The sequence below is a fragment of the Streptomyces liliiviolaceus genome (genome assembly GCF_018070025.1).
GTDB lineage: Bacteria > Actinomycetota > Actinomycetes > Streptomycetales > Streptomycetaceae > Streptomyces > Streptomyces liliiviolaceus.
The window spans coordinates 1,962,809-1,980,986 of sequence record NZ_JAGPYQ010000002.1; the positions used below are offsets into that span (position 1 = coordinate 1,962,809).

An 18,178-nucleotide genomic window follows, 5' to 3' on the forward strand; every position below is an offset into this window, starting at 1 on the left:
GTGACAGCGACAGCGACAGCGACAGCGACAACCGGCTGAACAGTGTCCGCGGCCCGTCCTCCCCACCGGGAGGGCGGGCCGCGTGCGGAGCGAGATCATCGACCGTTTATCATATGAGCACCGCCTAGCTCGAAAGATAAACCTGTGACTGTCAATGACGACTCGTTCACCAATTGGAAGAACCGCGAGGAGATCGCGGAGTCGATGATCCCGATCATCGGGAAGCTGCACCGCGAGCGGGACGTCACCGTCCTGCTGCACAGCCGCTCCTTGGTGAACAAGTCGGTGGTCAGCATCCTCAAGACCCACCGGTTCGCCCGGCAGATCACCGGGGTGGAGCTGTCGGTCACCGAGACCCTGCCCTATCTGCGGGCTCTGACCACGCTCGACCTCGGCCCCTCCCAGATCGACATCGGGATGCTCGCCGCCACGCACCGCGGCGACGACCGCGGTCTCACGGTCGAGGCCTTCACCGCCGAGGCCGTCGCCGGTGCCACGGGCGCCGACAAGATCGAGAGCCGCTCGGGTCGCGATGTCGTCCTGTACGGCTTCGGCCGCATCGGGCGCCTGGTCGCCCGCCTGCTCATCGAGAAGGCCGGTTCCGGCAACGGTCTGCGCCTGCGGGCCGTCGTCGTCCGCCGGGGCGGGGCCCAGGACATCGTGAAGCGCGCCTCGCTGCTGCGCCGCGACTCGATCCACGGCCAGTTCCAGGGCACGATCACCGTCGACGAGGCGAGCAGCACGATCTTCGCCAACGGCAACGCGATCAAGGTGATCTACGCGAACGACCCCTCCGAGGTCGACTACACGGCGTACGGCATCAAGGACGCCGTCCTCATCGACAACACCGGTATCTGGCGCGACCGCGAGGGCCTGTCCCAGCATCTGCGCCCCGGCATCGACAAGGTCGTGCTGACCGCGCCGGGCAAGGGTGACGTGCCCAACATCGTGCACGGCGTCAACCACGACATGATCAAGCCGGACGAGCAGATCCTGTCCTGCGCGTCCTGCACCACGAACGCGATCGTCCCGCCGCTGAAGGCGATGGCCGACGAGTACGGCGTGCTGCGCGGGCACGTGGAGACCGTCCACTCGTTCACCAACGACCAGAACCTGCTGGACAATTACCACAAGGCCGACCGCCGTGGCCGCTCGGCGCCGCTCAACATGGTGATCACCGAGACGGGCGCGGCCTCCGCCGTGGCGAAGGCGCTGCCCGACCTGGACGCGCCGATCACCGGCAGCTCGATCCGGGTGCCGGTGCCGGACGTGTCGATCGCGATCCTCAGCCTGCGGCTCGGCCGCGAGACCACCCGCGAGGAAGTCCTCGGGTATCTGCGGAACGTGTCGCTGACCTCAGCGCTGAAGCGGCAGATCGACTTCACCACCGCCCCCGACGCGGTCTCCAGCGACTTCATGGGCTCGCGCCACGCCTCGATCGTCGACGCCGGCGCCACCAAGGTCGACGGCGACAACGCGATCCTCTACCTCTGGTACGACAACGAGTTCGGCTACTCCTGCCAGGTCGTCCGGGTGGTCCAGCATGTGACGGGGGTCGAGTACCCGACGTACCCGGCGCCCGCGGTCTGATCGCACCCGGGTGCCCCGGGACGGAATCCCGGGGCACCCGGCAGTCGGACTACGCCCTACGACGCGGTCGAGCGGAAGGTCCAGCTGCCGGAGCCGACCTCGTACACCGCCTCGCCCTGCTCCGTACGCACCGGACGTATCCCGGCGGGCGCGGTGGCCCTGCCGCCGAACAGCGGCACATGCACCTCCGCCGTGCTCCCCGCCGGCACGTCCACGGTGAGCCGGAACCGGCCGCCGTCCCGCTTCCACTCCGTCCGCGCGATCCCGTACGGGGTGCGGTACGAGCCGGTGGCCGAGGTCAGGTCGCCCTCGACGGCGGGGTCGACGAGGAGTTCGGAGTAGCCGACCGAGTCGGCGGTCTGGCCGATGCCCGCGACCCGGGTGGTGAACCAGGAGTCGATGGCGCCGAGCATGAAGTGGTTCTGCGACTGGCCGGGCCCGCCGTCCCAGGACTCGCCGAGCGTGGTGTTGCCGGCCCGCACCTGGTAGCCGTAGCTCGGGCTGGTCGTCTGCGTGGCGATCTCGTGCACGATGTCGTCGCGGCCGTTGGCGGACAGCACCCGGAACGCGGCGGGCAGGGAGATCTCGCCGAGTGTCAGATGGTAGCCCGCGGCCTCGACGGCGCCGCTGAAGTGGTCGAGCAGCCGGTCCTTCTCCCCCGCCGGGTACGCGCCCATGTCGAGGGCCAGGGCTTCGGCGCCCTGGCCTCCGCCGCCGAAGGTGCCGGTGGTGGAGTCGTAGTACTTGGCGGCCAGGGCGGTGGCGCTCGCGTCGGCCTTCGCCCGGTAGGTGTCGGCCGCGTCCTGGTCGCCGAGGACGGCCGCCGTACTGCTGAGCGCGTCGAGCACGCGCCAGTAGCCGTAGGTGCCCGCGACCGCGCGCGGGAAGGTGCGGTCCGGGGTGAACCAGTCGCCGAGACCGTAGTCGAGAATGCCGCCGGAGACCTGCGTCTGAAGGAAGTCCGCGTACTGCCGCATCCGCGGGTAGTACGTGGCCATCGTGTCCCGGTCCCCGTAGGTGGTGTAGAGCTGCCAGGGGACGAGGACGAACGCGCCGCCCCAGTTGGAGTCGTTGCGGTAGGCGCCGGGCAGGTTCGTGTACTCGGGCACGGTGCTGGGGATCAGCCCGTCCGTGGTCTGTGCGTCGGCCATGTCGCGCACGATCTTGCGCAGGTAGGACCGCATGTCGTAGTTGCCCGCGAGCGCCGGGAACACGAGCTGGTTCTGCTCCAGCCAGCCCAGCTTCTCCCGGCTGGGGCAGTCGGTGAGGACGCTCATCATGTTGCCCTCGATCGCCCGGCGGATCAGCGAGTGGATGTCGTTGACGAGCGGGTCGGAGCTGGTGAAGTCGCCGGCCGAGGTGTTGTCGGTGCGCAGCACCTTGCCGCGTACGGTGACCGTCGCGCCCTCGGGGACGCCCCTCAGTTCCAGGTAGCGGAAGCCGTGGTAGCTGAAGCGCGGGTGCCAGGTCTCGGTGCGGGCGCCCCGGGTGGTGTAGCTGTCCCACAGGGGTGCGCCCACGTTGCTGATGGACTGGAACGCGTGCCCGTCTTTGAGGCTTTCGGCCGGGTAGAGACGGATGTCCGTGCCCGCGGGCGCGCTGACGGTGATCTCGGGCCAGCCGGCGATGTTGCGGCCCAGGTCGAAGACCCTGCTGTCGGCGGCGCCTTCGACCTCCTTGCCCTTGAGGGTCTCGACGACCCTGATGGGTTCGGTCTCGCGGGCGCTGAGTACGGCGGGTTTCTCGGCCGTGCCGGGACCGGCCACCGCGACGGCCTTGTCCCAGTCGCGGCGGTCGCCGCTCGGCTCGTCCCAGTGGGAGCTCTCGCGGCGGGCGTCGTAGTCCTCGCCGCCGTACCAGTTGGAGGAGGTGGTGGGCCCGAGGGTGGTCCGCCAGTCGTCGCCGCTCGTGACGGTACGGACGCTGCCGTCGGCGAGAGTCACCTCAAGGCGGGCGATCAGCTTGGGGTCGCTCAGGTTGCCGTACAGCTTGCGGTAGCGGTCGGCGGTGCTGACGACGTTGGACATGCCGTTGCCGAGGGCCACACCGAGGGTGTTGGCACCGGTCTTGAGACGGTCGGTGACATCGTAGGTGGCGTACTGGACGCGTTCCGCGTAGTCGGTGTTGGCGGGTTCCAGGACGGCGTCGCCCACCGGTTCGCCGTTGAGGGTCGCGTCGTAGATGCCCAGTCCCCCGATGTACAGCCGGGCGCTGCGCACCTTCTTGGGGAGCTTGAAGTCGTCGGTGAGCAGGGGCAGTCCGGCCGGGAGGTAGGGCTCGGGTGCCTTCTGCCCGGCCACGTCGGCGAGTGCGGTGAACGGTCCTGCGGCGTTGTCGCCGCTCGAAAGGGCGTAGTCCACGGGGAAGTTGGGGACACGGCCGTCCGCGGTGAGGACGTCGGCGCGCGGATACAGCGCCACCTCGTCGAAGGTCTTCGCCGACTTGAGGTCGAGGGTGAGGACCACGGGTGTACCGGAGACGTCGGCGCCGGTGTGGGCGGCGCTCGCGTAGCCGGCGGCCGTCTGCAGGGCGCTGTTGGGCAGACCGTCGACGGCGAGGGCCGGTTCCCAGGTCTTGCGCAGGGTGTTGGTCTCGGAGGCGGTCACGGCGGCGCCGCGGGCGAGACCGGTGGTGGAGGTGGCGGAGTCACGTACGTCGATCTCGCCGAGCTGGAGGCGCCAGGTGCGCTCGGGGAAGGCTTCTTCGAGGGGAAGTCCCAGCTTCGTGACGTCCAGCCGTACGTAACGGGCCGTGGTGCGGGGGACCTTGACGACTATGGGCTCGACCATGCGCTCGCTCAGCCGCCAGTCGGGGTGAGTGATCCACCGGGCGTCGCCGTCGGTGGTCCAGTCCGACTGCCGGGTCAGGCCGGTCTCGAAGACGGCGGTGTCGCTCCAGCCGGAGTCGCGCGACCCGTGCGACGACCAGAGCATGACGCGCCAGTACACGCGGTCGCGGGAACCCAGTTTCTTCCCCGCGTACGTGGTCTCGGGCACCGTGGAGCGGACCTTGCCCGAGTCCCACAGGTCGGGCCGGCCGCGGCGCAGCAGGTCCGGGGAACTGGCCGCCTGGACGCGGTAGGCGGCCTGGCGGGTGTTCGTGGCGCGGGCCTCGGTCTCCCAGCTGAGGTCGGGCGTGGTGTCGTCGATGCCCAGGGCCCGGCTCAGGTGCTGGGTGCGCAGCCGGTCCGGGGTGATGGTGGCGCTGTTTCCGGTGGTGGTGGCATCGGCGGTGACGGCGCCGGCCAGCACGGTCGCGAACGCGGTCAGTCCGGCGAGCAGTACGGGTAGGGGCCGCCGGTGTCCGCTGCGGGGACGCGGTCGCGAACGGGGTCTGCGCATGAGGGCTCCATGAAGTGCGTGCGGGGCGGGAAGGAGGCGAAAGGCAGGGTCAGTCGCGGGTGAGGTCGACGGTGAGGTGGCGTCGGAAGCGCAGGGTCACCGGTCCGAGCAGGCCGGACGGCAGGGGCTTGTTGCGCTCGTTGGAGAGCGTGTTGGCGACGCGCACGGCGAGGGAGTTGCGGCCGGGCTTCACCAGCCGGGTGATGTCGACGGTCCACGGCGCCCACAGCAGCGGCGGGAGGGCGGTGCCGTTGAGGGTGACGGCCGCCACGTCACGGACCTCGCCGAGGTCGAGCAGGACGCGGCGCCCGTCGAGGAGCGCGCGCTCGACGTCGAGGTCCTTGGTGTAGGTGCCGCTGCCGGAGAAGAGCCGGTCGTGCTCGACCCAGCTGCCCAGGGGCCCGGTGACCGGTGTGGAGCCTTCGCGTTCCAGGGTGAGGGTCCAGTCGCCGTCCACGGTGACCGGGGTGAGGGGGTCGTCGGTGCGGGCCGTACCGCGGTAGGTGTGGGAGCCGTCGGTTCCGGTGAACCGGTGACTGCCGGGCGCCGAGGCCTCCACCGTCGCCCGCAGGCCCTTCCCGTGCCGCTCGACCGCGAGGACGGGCAGCGGTGCGGCCGTCAGGTGCGGCACCGCCCGTGCGTCGTGGCGTACGACGACGATCCGGGTCTGGTACGGCTCCAGGGTCAGGGGCAGTTGGATGCCGTTCCTGCCGCTGCGGTGCACCGGCGCGGTGCCGGTGCCGCCCGTCGCGGGGTCCCACAGCTCGGGGACGCCGGTGGCCGGCAGGGTCGCGGTCGTCTCGACGGGCTCGCCGCCCTCGTTGTTGACGATGAAGGCGGTGTCCTCGCCGCGGTGGACCCGTAGGACGCGGACCGCGTCCTGGGGTGTCTCCAATACGGCCGCGGCGACCCCTGCCTCGTGGGTCGCGGCGCGCAGACCCTCCACATCGGCGACCCGCACGGCGTGCCCGCGGCCGACCGTCCGGCGGCCGGGAACCCGCTCGCCGAACAGGTCCGTCAGGGCGCGGGCCAGGGACCGGTCCTTGTGGGCCGCCTCCTCGGCGGCGAGGGCGCCGACGGCCACGACGGTGCCGCCGGCCCGCGCGAACTCCGCGAGGACGCGCACGGACGCCACGTCCAGGGTCGGGGTCACGGGCACCACCACGAGGTCGTAGCGGGCCGCGCCCACGGTCAGCCGGCCGCTTCGTACGTCCGCGTGGCTCAGCAGGTCGGGGTCGCCGGTCAGGGCGCCCTCGTGGACGAGGTCGAAGTCGACCTGGGCTCGCTCCAGCGCGTAGGCGGCGTCGGAGAGCGCGCCGTCGACCTCGCCCTGCCGGTCGGTGCCGGTCCACTGTTCGGCGGCGCGCTGCGGTTGCAGTAGGGCGGTGCGGGCCCCGGAGGTGCCGCGTCCGGCCTCCATGACGCGGCCGATCCACTCGGCGAGCGGCCGCATCGCCCACCACCAGGGGGCGCGGGGTCCGAACGGCGGCGGGAAGTAGACGCGGACCTCGTCGGTCCACAGGGCGTGCAGGACCGTCAGGTTGACGCCCCGGGCGGCCTGCGCGCCGACCGTGGTGTGCACGAACCCGGGCGTCACCTGCCAGCCCATGTTGCCGAACATCTCCAACAGGGCGCGCTCCCGGCCCATTTGATGCGCGACGGAGACCGGATTGCGGGGAATCATCGTGGGCTCGCCGGCCACGTACTCGGCGGTGATGATGTCGCCGCCGGGCACATGGGCCCACTGGTTGACCTTGTGCAGATCCCCGGTGGAGGGGATGCGCTTGGCGGGGGACGTCTCGTCGTAGAGCGGGTTGGTGATCAGGGCGACGTCGCGCTGCTCGTACCAGCGGGCCTGCTTCCGGAAGGAGCGGGCGAAGCGGTTGGACACGGCCTGCCAGTAGCGGCCCCGGGCGATCCGGCCGTCGCGGCCCAGGTCGTCGAAGGCGCAGGCGTAGGCGATGCCCGGCTCGACGTCCACCGCGCGCAGTGCCTTGTCGAGGGTGGGCGACCAGGGCAGGCGCTTGAAGTGCGCCTCGGCCGAGGCGAAGAACGGCTCGTCGTCCCAGAAGCCGGGGATGACCGTACCGAAGTAGCGGCGGAAGCGGCGGTGGTACTCGCCCGGGACGATGTCGAGGAACAGGTCCACGGGCTCGTCGTCGAGCAGGTCGACGTAACTGCGGCTGTAGCCCTGGCTGTCGTCGACGAGCGGGGAGCCGCCGAACAGGTCGAGCTGCCAGCGGCCCGCCGGGACCTGCCAGGTGTGCGCGCCGCCCAACCGGGCGGTCAGGTCGACGACTTCGGTGGCCTCGGTCGTGCCCACCGGGCGGGCCGCGGCGGCGACGGCCGTGGCGTCGGCGGCGAGCCGGGTCCGGTCGGGGAAGTCCCCCGCGTCGGCCGGGTCGTCGAAGGCCGTGGTGTGGAGGGAGGTGCCGTCGGCGCCCGTGACCGTGAAGGTGTCCCACAGGGAGCGCTGGTCGGCGACGGCCCGTACGCCCGCCCCGCCGGTCGCGTACCGGTCGTCGGTGACCGTGCCCTTGTCCTTGCCGTCGAGGGTGACGGACAGGGTGTCCGCGCGGACGGTGACGGCCACCGTGTGGAACTTGGTCTTGTTGAAGCCGTCGGTGCGGGTGCTGCGCAGCAGTTCGGCCGGGTCCGTGCCGCGCGCCAGACGCAGGACGGTGACGACGCCGGTCTGGTCGAAGGTGACGGCGTACCCGTCGAGTCCGTCGGCGGAGGCGCGGACGACGAGACCGGCCGCGGTGTGGTCGGCCTTGGCGCTGCCGGTGACGGTGTAGTCCGTCCAGCCGTCGCCGCCGCGCAGTACGGCGGCGCCGTCGAGCACGGCCGCGTCGGCGACCAGTTGTCCGGCCGCCACGCCCACCCCGCTGCTGCGGCGCAGGTCGACGGTGGCGGGTCCCTCGACGACGGTGGTCGAGCGCCAGAGCGCCTTCAGGCGCAGCTCGGGCCGCGGCTCGTACGTACGGGAGCCGACCGTGCCGCCCTTGACGATGTACTCCCCGGCGCGACCGCTGGGGAAGTGGTCGTCGTTGAACAGCCACACGCGCATGCCGGTGCGTTCCGCGGTGCGCAGTACGTGCCCGACGATGTCGAACCATTCCTCGGTGAAGAACACCGGCTGCATCTCGGCGTTGTCGAACGGGAAGAGCACCACCTCGTACATGCCCTTGTCCCGCAGGTCGGCCAGCTGCCGGTCCACGAGTTCGGGGGTGACGGGCCCGTTCCAGTACCAGTAGACGGTCGGCCTGCTGTCCCGCCGGGGATCGGCGAAGTGCCGTGCCGAGAAGGAGCGTTCGGGGCTCGGGGCCGCAGCGCCGGTGGCGCCTTCTCCCGCGGCGTGGGCGGCATCGGGCAAGCCGACCGCGAGAACGGTGCCCGCGGCACCGGCCGCGGCCACGAAGCGGCGTCTGGACAGGTCGTCGTGAGACATGTGGGACATGGGTGAACTCCTGCGTGAACGGCGGGCACCGGGGCGTCCGCCGGACGGAACGGTGTGCTGGGGGTATCCGGGAGATCGGGGTGACGAGGGGGGCCGGTGCTCGGTGGAGCGCCGGAGACCGGAGACGGCGGATCAGCCGGCCGCCAGGCGCGCCGCCTCGGACGCGCTCAGGGCCCGGTTGTGGAGGCGGAAGTCACGGACAGCGCCGTGCAGATAGGGGTGGGTGCTGTTCTGGGAGCGGCCCAGGTGGTTGCGGGTGCTCGCGCCGAGCAGGAGCGGGCTCGCGACCATGGCGTCGTTGCGTCCCGCCTCGACACCGTCGAGGTAGAGGACACCCGTGCCGCCGCCGAGGGTGAGGGCCACGTGGACCCACTGGCCGACGGGGAGCGGACCACCCGCGTCGATGACGTCCTCCGACTCCATGCCGGCGATCTTCAGCGCGGCGCGGGCGCGCCGAGCTCCGGTGGTCGCCGCCAGGAACAGGTACGTGTCCTTGTGGTAGCCCAGGTCGAAGACGCGGGCGGAGGCGACGAAGGTGTCCACGCGGACCCGGACGCTCACGGTCAGTTCGTCAAGTCCGCCGGGCAGTCCGGCCGGGAGGACGACATGCGCGCCCTTCCCGTCCAGGGACACGGACCGCACGCCGTCCGCCTCGGTCCAGGTGGCACCCGACGCGAGGGTCGCGTCGGCGAAGGTGCGGGTACGGTCGGCCGCCGAGGTGCCGGTCCCCTCGTCGAAGGGGTAGCGCGCGATGTCCCGTTCGCGCGCGGGCCGCGGCCGCACGGCCCAGTAGACGTTGTAGCGCTGGTGGTGCACCTCGTGGAACGGGCGCAGTGACACGTGCCGCCCGTCGGCGACAGCGGTGAACGCCGTGCGACTGCCGGACACCGGGCGCAGGGTCTGCGGCCGGATCGCCGGGAGGGTGGCGAGCGCGGTGTCGCCGTACTCCCCCGCGAGGACCAGGGGCCCGTACGAGACCGACTTCACCTGCGGGTTGTCGGGGGCGGCCCGCCAGACGGGCCGTCGGGGCAGGACGAGTTCCACGGTGTCCCCGGGACGCCAGTGCCGTTCCACGGCGGCGTACGTGCCCGGCTTCAGCCGGCCCGGGAAGGGGCGGCCGTTGACCTCAAGCCGGGGTTCCCGGCCACTGTCAGCAACCCAGGCGGGAACACGCAGCCTCAGCGTGAAGCGGGCGTCTCCCCCGGTGACGGTGAGGCGGGTGCGGTCGGTTGTGGGGTAGCCGGTTTCCTGACGCACCGTCACACCGACGTCTCGCCAACGCAGTTCGGAGGGAATGAACAGGTTGACGTACAGCGAGGGGCCGCGGGAGTCACGGTCCCGGAAGTAGATGCTGTCGGCGAACTTGGTGTGGGTCTCCAGACCCGAGCCGTGGTCGCAGGAGAAATTGTCGTAGTCGCCGCTGTAACTGCCGGGCGCCGAGCCGAGGCCGCCCTTGGGCTGCCGCTCCGAACCCGCCCACAGTCCGGTGTAGTAGGTGACGAACCCGTGCGCGGAGTCGGGATCCTGCTCCCCGAGCATCTGGTTGTAGAGCGTCCACTCGTAGTGGTCCATGTACGCCGCTCGGGAGGGGCGGTGCAGGAACAGGTGCCGGCCGAGCTTGAGCATGTTGTAGCTGTTGCAGTTCTCGCAGGTCACCTCGGACAGGCGGCTCACGATCTCGCCGGGCGGCCCGAACAGCTCCTGGTTGGAGTTGCCGCCGATGGCGTACGAATGGTCCCGCACGACCGTCGTCCAGAAGTGGTCGGCGATGTCGAGGTAGCGCCTCTCGCCCGTGGCCTCGTAACTCGGGACCGCTCCCACGACCTTGGCGATCTCGGTGTTGGCGTGGCGGCCCGCGAGTTCGTCCCGGCCTGCGGCCAGCGGGGCGTACAGCTCCTCGTGGTCGAAGCGCCGGGCGGTCCGCAGCTGCGCCGGGTCGCCCGTCAGCAGGTGGAGGCGGGCGAGTACGTCGTTCATCCCGCCGAACTCGACCTTCAGCAGCGTCTGCATCCGCTCGGCGGAGAGCGGCGCGGTGCGGGCGTCCACCCAGGCCGCCATGTCCAGCAGCACGGCCAACGCCTGCTTGTCACCGCCCAGTTCGTACTGGTCGAGCAGCCCCGCCATGATCTTGTGGATGGTGTAGTACGGGGCCCAGGGCTTGCCGCCGGCCTCCAGCTGGTCGAAGACGGACTCGGGGAACGCGGACAGATATCCCGCGTGGTACCCGGCCGCCGGAGCCGCCCGCTGGCACTCGGCCAGGGCGGACACCAGGGAACGGGCCTTGGCCGCGTAGGCGTCGTCGCCGGTGTTGGCGTACGCCTGGGCCAGTGCGCTGAGCAGATGTCCGGTGGTGTGGCCGCGCAGCTGGATGCCCGGCGCCTCCCAGCCGCCGCAGGGTTCGGCGGTGGAGGGCAGCCCCACGTTCAGCCGGAAGGTGTGCAGCAGCCTGTCGGTGCCGACGAAGAGCAGATACGCGCAGGTGCGCCGCATGTTGGCGAGGAACGGGCTCTCCAGCAGCCGGACGTCGGACAGCCGGAAGGCGGTGAGGACCGATCGCGGTCCGGTCGTCGCGGCAGCGGCTTCCCGCGGCGCGAACGAGGCGAGCGAGGTGGCCGCGGCCGCCGCGGACGCGGCGGCCAGGATCCGGCGGCGGGACGGGCGAGGCAGGTCGTGCGGTGCGGGCAAGACGCCGTGCTCCTTCCGGGCAGGGGAAGTACCAGACGGAAAGCAGAGGGGGCGAACCGAAGAGACTTGAATCGTTTTACATCGTCCGCGGGAGACGGTAAGTGTGCACACCACAAGCGTCAAGGGTTCGCGCACGGAGGGATGTTGCCAGGTAGGCACCCTCTGATTTGAAACGTTCAAAGTGATCAAGAAAGCTTTGTGGGCGGGCGTGCCGGAATCCGGGGACGGCGTGATCACCAGGCGGCAGAATGGCGGGGACGACGGTTGGGTGCCGCCACGGCGGCCGCAGACGCCCAGGACACGCGCGGCGGGTCCGCGGGTGTCCGGGAGAGGAAAGACATGAGTGAGAACCAGGCCCCGTCCAGCGGTTCCGGGAGGCTCAACACCGGGGTGGCGCACAACGCCCGGGTCTGGAACTACTGGATCGGCGGCAAGGACAACTACGAGGTCGACCAGGCCGTCGGCGACCAGGTCGCCGGGATGTTCCCGGTGATCCGCGACGTGGCCCGCGCCGACCGGGAGTTCCTCGGGCGTGCGGTCCGGCACCTGGTCGAGGAGCACGGGGTCCGGCAGTTCCTGGACATCGGCACCGGTCTGCCGACGCTGGACAACACCCACGAGATAGCTCAGCGCTCCGCGCCCGACGCGCGCATCGTGTACGTCGACAACGACCCGATCGTGCTCGCCCACGCCCGGACGCTGCTGACCAGCACGCGCGAGGGTGCCACCGACTACATCGACGCCGACGTCCACCACCCCGAGGGCATCATCGAGCGCGCCTCGGCGACCCTGGACCTCGACCGGCCCGTCGCGGTGATGATGCTGGGCATCCTCAACTTCGTCCTCGACACCGAAAAGGCCCAGGACATCGTGCGCCAGGTCCTGGCGGCCGTCCCGTCCGGCAGCTATCTGGTGCTCACCCATCCCACCACCGACCCCGACCTCGGCGGCGAGGGCAACGTGGCGGCGATGGAGTTCTGGAACGAGAACGCCACCCCGCCGATCACCGCCCGCACCCGCGCGGAGGTCACCGCCTTCTTCGACGGTCTGGAGTTCCTCGAACCGGGCCTGGTCTCCTGCACGCAGTGGCACCCCGGGACCGCCTCCCCCGTGACGGTCCCGCAGTTCGGCGCGGTGGCCGTGAAGCCCTGACCTTCGGGGCCGGGCCCGCCCGGCGTGGCGGCGGCGCCGAGTGGCAGGGGCGCCGAGTGGCGAGGGCGAACGCGGGGCACGAGGATGCAGTCGCGGGAGATCCTCACCCTGCGGGCCCGCCCAGATGGAGGAGTGCACATGTCCAAGCCGCCGCTTCCGCCCGAGGCCGTCGAACTGCTGAGCCGTCCGAACGCGGCCGTCATCGCCACGGTGCGTTCGGACGGCGCGCCCGTGTCCACCCCCACCTGGTACCTGTGGGAGGACGACCGCGCGCTGATCAGCATGGACCTGGGCCGGGTGCGCCTGAAACACCTGCGCCGCGACCCCCGCGTGACGCTCACCGTCCTCGACGGCGACGACTGGTACACCCATGTCACCCTCTTGGGCCAGGTGACGGACATGAAGGACGACGAGGGCCTGGTCGACATCGACCGCATCTCCCGGCACTACACCGGTGAGGCCTATCCCGACCGCGTCCGCGACCGGGTCAGCGCCTTCATCGAGGTCGACCGGTGGCACGGCTGGGGCGCGCTCAAGGACAACGACCAGGCCTCGACGTAACGGCCGTAGCGATCGGCGGAAGTGCGCGATCAGTAGAAGCGGCGGACGAACACGTCCGACGTGCCGTTGGTGTCGCCGGGCACGAGGTCGTCGGCCGTGGAGTGGAAGACCACGTCACGCCCACCGGTGCTGACCGCGTCGGTCCCGGCCGAGGCGGGCTGCTCCGAGACGATCTCGTCGGTGCCCGTCACCAGGTCGCGCAGCACGAGCGACGGTCCGCTCGTGTCCCGCGGGGCGTACAGCAGATAGCGGCCGGTGGGGTCGATGGCCAGGCCCCGCGCGTCAGGCACCAGTTGCTCACTGCCCGAGCTCTCGTCCTGGACGTAGGTGTCGGAGCCCGAGAGGTACACGATCCTGCTGCCGTCCCTGCTGAGCTGGACGAGTGTCGCCGCCTCGGACGGGCCCTCGATCGGGCCGGCGGAGGTGTCGTCGGTCCGGTCCCACACGAAGACGTCCTGGGCCTGGCCGTCCTCGAAGGCGACGAACCGGCCGTCACCGCTGATGGACGGCCGGGACGGGAGGATGTGGTCGAACTCGAAGACGGTCTGCGTGGTGTTGGCGTGCCAGTCCTGCACCTCGATGCGCTGCCGGACCGCCGGCCGCCCGGAGGTGCCGACCTGGGCGACGTAGCGGCCGTCCTCGCTCAGCGACGGCTGACTGCAGCTGAGGCCCGAGCAGTTGATGCCGATCGTGCCCTGCGACTCCAGCTGGGACAGGAACGACTTCGTGTCCCGCTGTATCAGCCCCCAGTGGGCGATGTACTCCCCGTCACCGCTGATCACCGGCCGTCGCTCGATCGGGGGCGCGCTGGTGCTCATCTGTAAGGTCTGGCTCGTCCGCCGGTCGCGGACGAACACCTTCTCGTAGGTCATCGGGAACCCCGTCGTGAGGTTCTGGGCCACCGACGAGAAGGCGATCCGCCGGCCGTCGGACGTGATCGTGCCGCCGACGGAGGCGCCGTCGCCCTGGGTGCCGTCGGACGCGACACTGACCCGCTCGACCCCGGCTCCGAGCGCGCCGCGCGCAGGCTCGGCCGAGGCGGCTCCCGGCAGCACCGCCGTGACCGCGCAGACCGCGGCCGACACGCTCACGGCGGCTCTCACCCGTCTTGTGGTGCCCCAGCCCGTACGCATCATCGTTTCCCCCCACACTCGGCATGCCGTGTCCCCCGGCTCCCCGCCGGAGGTCCAGATGCATGCAACCGTGATGGAGCATTGGGGTCAATGCGTCACATGACGTAGTGAGGGGCTCTTTTTCGGTCATGTGGGAGCGGTGCACGGTGGCGCGTTCTCAGGAGACGGCGGCCGGTTTCCGGGGCGGGATCCAGCGCAGGTGGACGGCCTGTCCGGGGTCCTCGGCCCGCAGCAGGGACAGACGTGGGCGGACGGCGTCGGTACGGGCGCTCGGCGGCTTGCGGGCACCGGCCCGGTACGGGAGCGGCCACTGGCCGGCGCTGTCGCGGTACTCCTGCTCGGCCGCCGCGTGCAGGGTCCAGTGCGGATCGTAGAGATGGGTGCGGCCGAGGGCGCACAGGTCGGCGCGGCCCGCGAGGAGGATCGAGTTCACGTCGTCGTAGGACGCGATGGCGCCGACCGCGATGACGGCCGTGCCGGTGGCCGCGGCGACCTCGTGGCGGATCCGGTCGGCGAACGGCGTCTGGTACGAGCGGCCGTACGCGGGGCGTTCGTCCTTGGTGACCTGCCCGGAGGAGACGTCGATCGCGTCCGCGCCGTGCGCGATGAAGGCGCGGGCGATCTCCACGGCGTCGTGCTCGGTGTTGCCGTCCGGGGCCCAGTCCGTCGCGGAGATCCGTACGATCACCGGCCGTTCGGCGGGCCAGACGGCACGGACCGCGTCGAAGACCTCCAGGGGGAAGCGGAGCCGGTTCCGCAGCGGACCGCCGTACTCGTCGGTGCGGTGGTTCGCCGTAGGCGAGAGGAACGAGGACAGCAGATAGCCGTGGGCGCAGTGGAGTTCGAGGAGGTCGAACCCCGCCTCGGCGCCGCGGCGGGCGGCGGCGACGAAGTCGGCGACCAGGGCGTCCAGGTCGGCACGGTCCAGCTCGCGGGGAACGGCCGACCCAGGTCCGTACGGCAGCGGAGAGGGGCCGACGGGCTCCCAGTTGCCGTCCGGCAGCGGGTCGTCCATGCCCTCCCACATGATCCGGGTGGAGCCCTTGCGGCCGGAGTGACCGAGCTGCAGCCCGATCCGGGCGGAGCTGCGCTCATGGACGAAGGACACGATCCGCTCCCACGAGTCGCGCTGTTCGTCGCTCCACAGTCCCGTGCAGCCGGGTGTGATGCGGCCCTCGGGCGACACGCACACCATCTCCGTCATCACCAGTCCGGCGCCGCCCATCGCCTTCGAGCCGAGGTGGACGAGGTGGAAGTCGCCGGGGACGCCGTCGACGGCCGAGTACATGTCCATCGGGGACACGATCACCCGGTTCTTCAGCTCCAGTTCCCCGAGCCGAAAGGGCTGGAACATCGCCGGAGCGGTCTCGGGCAGTCCCTGGGAGACCGCGAAGGCCGCGTCGACCCGGTCGGCGAACTCACTGTCGCGGGTGCGGAGGTTGTCGTACGTGATGCGGCGGGACCGGGTCAGCAGGTTGAAGCAGAACTGGGTCGGCTCCTGATGGGCGTACATGCCGATGTTCTCGAACCACTCCAGGGAGGCCTGGGCGGCCCGCTGCGTCGACTCGACGACGGGGCGTCTCTCCGCCTCGTACGCCCTCAACGCGCCCTCGGTGTCCGGGTGTTCGTGCAGACACGCGGCGAGGGCGAGGGAGTCCTCCATCGCCAGTTTGGTGCCCGATCCGATCGAGAAGTGCGCGGTGTGCGCGGCGTCCCCGACGAGGACGAGATTGCCGTGGTGCCAGCGTTCGTTGCGTACGGTGGTGAAGCCGAGCCACTTCGAGTTGTTCGCGAACACCCGGTGCCCGGCCAGTTCCTCGGCGAAGAGACCGCGGACGCGCTCGACGGCCCGCTCGTCGGAGACACCCGGCGCGAAGGCGGTCTCCTCGGTGACGTCGAAGCCGGCCCGGCGCCACACGTCCTCGTGCATCTCGACGATGAAGGTGGAGCCGGTCTCGGAGTAGGGGTAGCCGTGCACCTGCATGGTGCCCCACTCCGTCTGCTTGACGAAGAACTGGAACGCCTCGAAGACCCGGTCCGTGCCCAGCCACATGTATTTGTTGTGCCGCTGGTCCAGCGTGGGACGGAAGATGTCCCGGTGGGCGTCCCTGACCTGCGAGTTCACTCCGTCCGCACCCACCACGAGGTCGTACGAGGCGCGCAGGGCGTCGGTGTCGGGGGCGGCCGTGGAGAAGCGGACGCGCACGCCGAGGTCGTGGCAGCGGCGTTGCAGCAGTCCGAGCAGTTCCCGGCGGCCCATCGCGGCGAAGCCCTGGCCGCCCACGGTGTGGGTCCGGCCGCGGTAGTGGATGTCGATGTCGGTCCAGCGGGCGAAGCGGCGGGCCATGGCGTCGGCGAACTCGCGGTCCGCGTTCTCGATGCCGCCGAGCGTCTCGTCGGAGAACACCACGCCGAAGCCGAAGGTGTCGTCCGGGGCGTTGCGCTCCCACACGGTGATCTCATGAGCCGGGTCGAGCTGTTTCATGAGAGCGGCGAAGTAGAGGCCGCCGGGGCCACCGCCAACGATCGCGATCTTCACGGGGGTTCCTCTTTCAGTGCTCGCCGTCGGCCGCGGCGGTCCGTTCGTCCTCGACGGCCGCGCGGAGTGCGAAACGCTGCAGTTTGCCGCTGGCGTTGCGCGGCAGGGACGCACGGAACCGCACGTCCCGCGGGTACTTGTAGGGCGCGATGACCTGTTTGACGTGGTCCTGGATCTCCTTGGCCTTGGCGGCGTCACCGCCCACGCCGTCCCGCAGGACGACGAAGGCGCAGACAACCTCGCCTCGTTCGGCGTCGCTGCGCCCCACGACGGCGCACTCCAGGACGTCGGGGTGGGTGTCTATGGCGGCCTCCACCTCGGGGCCGCCGATGTTGTAGCCGGAGGAGACGATCATGTTGTCGCCGCGGGCGTGGTAGTGGAAGTAGCCGTCCTCGTCGCGGTGGAAGACGTCACCGGTGACGTTCCAGCCGTTGACGACGTAGTCCTTCTGGCGTTCGTCGTCGAGGTAGCGGCAGCCGACCGGGCCGATGACTCCCAGCCTGCCCGGTTCGCCGGGGCCCAGTTCCGTGCCGTCGGGGCCGAGGATCGTGGCGCGGAAGCCCGGCACCGGCTTCCCGGTGGCGCCGGGGCGGATGTCGTCACCGGCCGCCGAGATGAAGATGTGCAGCAGTTCGGTGGCGCCGATCCCGTCGACGACCCGCAGTCCGATGCGGTCGCGCAACTGCTCCCAGGTGCCGACCGGTATGTGCTCGCCGGCCGAGACGCCGACACGCAGTCCGGCGAGCTGCTGTTCACGCCCCTCGCGCAGGATCGCCTTGTACGCCGTGGGCGCCGTCGCGAGGACGGTGACGCCCTGCCGCTCCACGAGTTCCGCCATGCCCGGCGGGGTCACGGCCTCGGTCAGCAGCGCGCAGGCGCCGGCCCGCAGCGGGAAGACGACGAGCATGCCGAGGCCGAAGGTGAAGGCGAAGGGGGCGCTGCAGGCGACCAGGTCGTCCGGGAGCAGCCGCAGCACATGGCGGCCGAAGGTGTCGTCGATGGCCAGGACGTCCCGGTGGAAGTGCATGGTGATCTTCGGGGTGCCGGTGCTGCCGGAGGTGGGCGCGAGGAGCGCCACGTCGTCGGCGGCGGTGTCCACGGCGGTGAACTCGCCGGACTTCGCCGAGGCGCGGGCCACGAGGTCGCCCGGCCCGCCGCCGCCGAACTCGACGACCCTCAGCGAGGGCAGCACGGTGTCGCGTACGACATGGACGTCCTCGGCGCAGCGGTGGTCGACCAGGGCCAGGGCGGGCAGGGTCCGTTCGGCGACCGGGGCGATCTCCCGGGCGCGCAGCGCGGCCATGACGGTGACGACGACTCCCCCGGCCTTGAGCACGCCGAGCCAACTGGCGACCGTCCAGGGGGTGTTGGGCGAGCGGAGCAGGACCCGCTGTCCCGGGACCAGGCCGAGGTCCTCGGTGAGCACCTGGGCCACCTGGTTGGCGCGGGTCCGCAGCTCCCCGTAGGTCCACATCTCCCCGGCCGGCGTGCGCAGCGCCGGACGGTCGGCCCCGAACGCCGACGTGGGACGGTCGATGAGTTCGGCGGCGGCGTTGAGCCGTTCGGGGTGGCGCGGTCCGGGCGTGGTGAACTCGATCGTCGGCCACAGGTGGGCGGGCGGGAGATGGTCGCGGGCGAACGTGTCCTCGTACGCCGAGGAGGACGGCGGCCGGGAGGGCCTCGGTGGGTGCGGTGGGTGCGGTGGCGGAAGAGTCAA

9 protein-coding genes are annotated in these 18,178 nt (G+C 71.1%); 3 read left to right on the plus strand and 6 right to left on the minus strand.

Translation table 11 applies throughout. The annotated features are described in order from the left end of the window. Positions 1-144: 144 nt before the first annotated feature. Positions 145-1,590 carry a glyceraldehyde-3-phosphate dehydrogenase gene (locus J8N05_RS43960; RefSeq protein ID WP_210893270.1) on the plus strand — a complete coding sequence of 482 codons (1,446 nt, stop codon included), beginning with the start codon at positions 145-147 and terminating at the stop codon, positions 1,588-1,590. Between the two features lie 56 nt (positions 1,591-1,646). Here the strand turns inward: J8N05_RS43960 and J8N05_RS43965 are convergent, their stop codons facing one another. The 3 genes from J8N05_RS43965 to J8N05_RS43975 form a co-directional block, all read right to left on the minus strand. Further along, complete coding sequence (locus J8N05_RS43965; protein ID WP_210893272.1) at positions 1,647-4,931, minus strand: family 78 glycoside hydrolase catalytic domain; 3,285 nt, start codon at positions 4,929-4,931, stop codon at positions 1,647-1,649. A 49-nt stretch (positions 4,932-4,980) separates the two neighbouring features. Further along, entirely contained in the window at positions 4,981-8,391 is a 3,411-nt protein-coding gene (locus tag J8N05_RS43970; RefSeq protein ID WP_247706940.1) for a glycosyl hydrolase, read from the minus strand. Positions 8,392-8,523: 132 nt separating this feature from the next. Beyond that, the gene (locus J8N05_RS43975) at positions 8,524-11,076 is read right to left on the minus strand and encodes a glycoside hydrolase family 127 protein (protein ID WP_210893274.1); all 2,553 of its coding nucleotides are present in this window, start codon (positions 11,074-11,076) and stop codon (positions 8,524-8,526) included. Positions 11,077-11,415: 339 nt separating this feature from the next. Between J8N05_RS43975 and J8N05_RS43980 the strand changes: the two genes are divergently transcribed. Together J8N05_RS43980 and J8N05_RS43985 are read left to right on the plus strand one after the other, a co-directional pair. Further along, entirely contained in the window at positions 11,416-12,228 is an 813-nt protein-coding gene (locus J8N05_RS43980; protein ID WP_210893276.1) for an SAM-dependent methyltransferase, read from the plus strand. Positions 12,229-12,366: 138 nt separating this feature from the next. Further along, complete coding sequence (locus J8N05_RS43985; RefSeq protein WP_210893278.1) at positions 12,367-12,789, plus strand: PPOX class F420-dependent oxidoreductase; 423 nt, start codon at positions 12,367-12,369, stop codon at positions 12,787-12,789. A gap of 29 nt (positions 12,790-12,818) precedes the next feature. On the opposite strand, the gene J8N05_RS43990 is transcribed toward J8N05_RS43985, so the two are convergent. From J8N05_RS43990 to J8N05_RS44000, 3 genes are all read right to left on the minus strand, one after another. Continuing rightward, positions 12,819-13,880, minus strand: a complete 1,062-nt coding sequence (locus tag J8N05_RS43990; protein WP_247706941.1) for an LpqB family beta-propeller domain-containing protein — start codon at positions 13,878-13,880, stop codon at positions 12,819-12,821. Positions 13,881-14,079: 199 nt separating this feature from the next. Then, a complete protein-coding gene (locus J8N05_RS43995; protein ID WP_210893283.1) occupies positions 14,080-16,461 on the minus strand; it encodes a bifunctional salicylyl-CoA 5-hydroxylase/oxidoreductase in 2,382 nt (793 codons plus the stop codon). A 13-nt stretch (positions 16,462-16,474) separates the two neighbouring features. Further along, positions 16,475-18,178: an AMP-binding protein gene (locus J8N05_RS44000; protein WP_210893285.1), complete on the minus strand. Its 1,704-nt coding sequence runs from the start codon at positions 18,176-18,178 to the stop codon at positions 16,475-16,477.